This is a genomic window from Peribacillus deserti (genome assembly GCF_002863585.1).
In the GTDB taxonomy this organism is placed as follows: domain Bacteria; phylum Bacillota; class Bacilli; order Bacillales; family DSM-1321; genus Paraperibacillus; species Paraperibacillus deserti_A.
The window spans coordinates 1-3819 of record NZ_PGUY01000095.1; the positions used below are offsets into that span (position 1 = coordinate 1).

The window sequence follows — 3819 nt, forward strand, 5'->3', positions numbered from 1 at the left end:
TGAGACTTCCTGCTTTGATGATCTGAGAGGGATTCGAACCCCCGACCCCTACCCTGTCAAGGTGCGGTGATACTGTATCTATATGTGGTTCATTTGTTATCAAGTGTTGATTTATAAGGGTTTCTTCCCATTAGATAAAGTTATTTATAGTTGGTTATTATAGGTTGTTGTTGTTTTTCGTCAACAATTCGTCAACACATGGCCAACAGTCTTAGTCACAATATAATTGGTCTGGATTTACGGAAGCTGTAGCACATACAATGTTTCTTTGTCGGATAAAGAACAAATTAAGATAATGGTTCGCATTCTGGATAAGTATGAACATTTGGATGGGGTATTAGAAGGATCATATATTTTTATTCACTTTTCCATACTGCTTATGATGATATTCAGAATAATAAGTCGGTAGATCAGTCACACTTGGTTAGTTCTGTTCAAAAGGAGCAAAAAAAAAGAGGGCGTTTGAGCCCCGATTATTTCCCGTCAGTATTAATTGGTCAAATATATTACGTAAGTAATCAACTGCTTGATTCATTTCATAGCTTATGTATAGCAAAAGGATAATGACAGCTGTACACGAGGTCCAGTGTTTATTTGCCATTTTTAAGTATATCCGCAACCATTAGATAGACACCTGCGATTACAATAACACCCAGTAAAATATAAGTAGTATTATCCAGGTTGCCCCCCCAACTGATTGTAAAATCATCTCTCTTTTGATGTACTGATGCCATTATGATCGAATCCGATATGGAATGCATCCCGTGTAGGATTAATCCTGTCAGGATGGCTTGCACCGCTATAAAAATACCCACTAATGCTTTCATTCTTCCAGTTCCCCCCCCCGTTGTTCTATTTTCTTTATTCTACTTTACCATTAACATCAAAATCTACATAAATTTTCATAAAAGAAAAAGCAAAGTTTTGCAACCCTGCTTTTCCTCATTAAACAGTATTAACTATAGTCGTAATTTACAGACAAACGTTTTGCTGCAGTCTTATATTGTGTTCCGCTGTATATTTGGACGGTAACAGCTGCAGCATAAGATGCCGTTGCATAAGTGCCAGTTGATGCCCAACCGGCCGTGCCCTTAAACACTTCATCATCCAACTCACCATCTGTCACGTTCCATCTTGCGTAATCATATCCGGTACTGCTCTGATCATCGACAGTGACTGCATCACCAAAACCCATGGTTGCACTGAAAGCCCAAGGGAATCCAATGGTTAGGTCCCAACTTGATTTAGCGCTGTCTCCTTGCGGTGTCCAATTTTTTAATTCGTCGCCATCAATTGGTATATCAAGATCCTGCCAGATTGCCCTTGCCTGCGCACCATTATAGGCATTAGCCTGTGTCAAAGGTGAAAGGGTAAAATAATCGTATGTAGAGCTATTGTCAGTTGAACGATTTGCCAGAAGAAGCTCCCAGTCCATATCGACACGCCCCATTGTTGTTCCTGAACCGCTTACAGCTAAGGAGTAGGCGCCATACGCCTCTTTAACCATTGAGCTGGCTGCGTTTGCTTTATTTGATGTAATTAGAGCCGTTTCTTCCGGATATTCTGCTTCATCTAGTTCAACCATCTCAGCTTGTTCGGCCATGATGTTCTGGATATAAAAATCCTCTTTGTTTTCAATTGAGTTCCCTTCATCGTCATAAGCGGCAATGCTGATATCGACAAATTGACGCTTTTCTTTACCGTTCTTTGAGAATCCGATGATATTGCTCACAGCGTCTGCCACTGGAGCATTCTCTTTGAATTCGCCTTTTTCAGCCTTAACATCTTCAGCACTTGCACCAAATTCTATGTATCCCTGGAGGTCTTTTGCTTTGACCTTTATTTTATCAATGTTAAGCAATTGCTTGTACTCTTCAAGGGATGTCTCTCCATAAAGATAGACTTTCTTCCCTTCATCAAGTGCAGTTTGCAGATAGGCTTGTAAATCAGCATCTTTTCTTACGTCATCAACATTGGCTGCAATGTCCGTTGATTCTACTAGATCTTTGTTTTTCTTATCAAGTCTTCCTGATTTTTTGACCGATTTAACCTCCAAGGCATTCTTCTTCACTTTGTCTTTTAGCTTGTCCAGCGTTTCATCTTTTTTGCCACCTTTAATATGTTTGATCTTTTCGCCCAACTCAGTGGATGAAATGAACACCAGCTTGTCCAACGGTTTGGCATACTGGGATTGTTCCTGGCTTGCATAAGAGATTATCCTTTCCGTATTTAAGGAAAATGGAGAGCTCACGATCCCTGTTAGTAATACGCCGCTCAATGCGACTTTTAATGCTGTCTGTTTTAACATTTTCTTGTCTCCCTTTGATTTTTTTCTTCGAGGCCTCTGGGAATAGATTAACCCATCGCCCCTTAGAAATCACCCTATTTATTACAGACTTGATAAAAACAGGAAAATATTATTTGGTAGAAATACCCACTTTATTAAAATTTTCCCGAATCCGGAATCTCTTTATGAGGGGACTTCCGACAAGTTTCTGCCTGAGATTAGGAGTTTATACCTATAGCTCCCAGATATTCACTTTTGTAATTTTCCCAAACTTGGTGGAAAACTAATAGTCTGTGAGACGAAGAATTTTCAGTTATATCTGTCCATAATTCTTTATAGTAACCCTCTATATATTGTTGATTCTGCTGAAAAACATTATAAGGATTGATATAAGTAGGATACACTCTTTATACTCCTCACTGATAAGTTAAATTTTGTACTGCGCGATTTCTTGTTTAATGTCTCTAAAATATTAATGAGACAACTTCCGGGCACACTTCTTTTCTGGTTATTTAACAAATAATTATTCATTAAATTTTGATTGCCTCAGCAAATATCTCGGGTACATAAGAAATTTTAAAAAAGAAAAATTCGGGAAGAAGGGTGTTAAAAGGCATCCTAGGTAGCAGAGGATCGTTATGATAAGTGCTCAGATGTGGTCAAAAGTATTTTCGTGGTCAAAACAGTGTTTTTGGCATAAAAAAGACCCCCAAGCAAATTGGTTGAGAGCCTTTGGAGTGTTGATAATTAACGGTTTTGAGAACTGAAGTGCACGAAGAGCGCCTTTAAGACCGTATTTTTTACGTTCTTTAATATGTTTATAAAATAGGAAGAAATACAAATTAAATGGATTATTAAAGAAGCCTGGAGAGATGGGCTTCTTTAATAATTGATTGCAATATTATAAAAATTCACATAACATGGTTAGTGGTCAAAATGTGGTCAAAAATATCGATGCTACTTCAATTAACGCACCCTTTAGTTTAAGTGTAATTGTTCACAAACTTATTAATTAAATAGTTACATCTATTTTTTTTCAATCGCCATACGCAAGTTCGAGATAACTCCAATAAGCAATACTAACGAACAAACCATTTTTTCAAAAGGTGTTCCAAACAATTCTTGTATAAATCCAAAAGACCAAAGTACAACAAAAACCTGTATAGTATCTGGTAAGAACCTTTTATAAAATGACCAGTCAATGTTTATAATGAATGAGCCTTTTTATTATTGATTAGAAGTATATGTTATTATTTTATAACTTCTATCGCTTTTAAAACAGATCCATACGTCTTAATCGATGAAAAGTCGATTCCGGCACTAATAGATTTTTTTGCTAAATCGGGACGAATACCAGTAAAAACCATATTTACTCCCAACAACTGAAGAACATCATTTATTTTAAATAACTGACTTGCAACATATGTATCAATAGTAACAATTCCGGAAAAATCCATAATAAGGTATGCAAGCTTTAATCGAGAAATTTCGGGTACAACCCAATTAAAAATATGTTCAACTCTTTCAGATTC

Annotated in this window: 3 protein-coding genes; all 3 read right to left on the reverse strand. The window is 36.9% G+C overall.

Annotated features, from left to right (window positions below; genetic code table 11):
• Positions 1 to 590 precede the first annotated feature (590 nt).
• Positions 591 to 827 carry a hypothetical protein gene (locus tag CUU66_RS23270; protein WP_101645787.1) on the reverse strand — a complete coding sequence of 79 codons (237 nt, stop codon included), beginning with the start codon at positions 825 to 827 and terminating at the stop codon, positions 591 to 593.
• A gap of 128 nt (positions 828 to 955) precedes the next feature.
• Positions 956 to 2308 carry a hypothetical protein gene (locus tag CUU66_RS23275; protein ID WP_101645788.1) on the reverse strand — a complete coding sequence of 451 codons (1353 nt, stop codon included), beginning with the start codon at positions 2306 to 2308 and terminating at the stop codon, positions 956 to 958.
• Between the two features lie 1229 nt (positions 2309 to 3537).
• Positions 3538 to 3819: STAS domain-containing protein (locus tag CUU66_RS23285; protein WP_142383772.1), on the reverse strand; the 282-nt coding region annotated here is incomplete at its 5' end.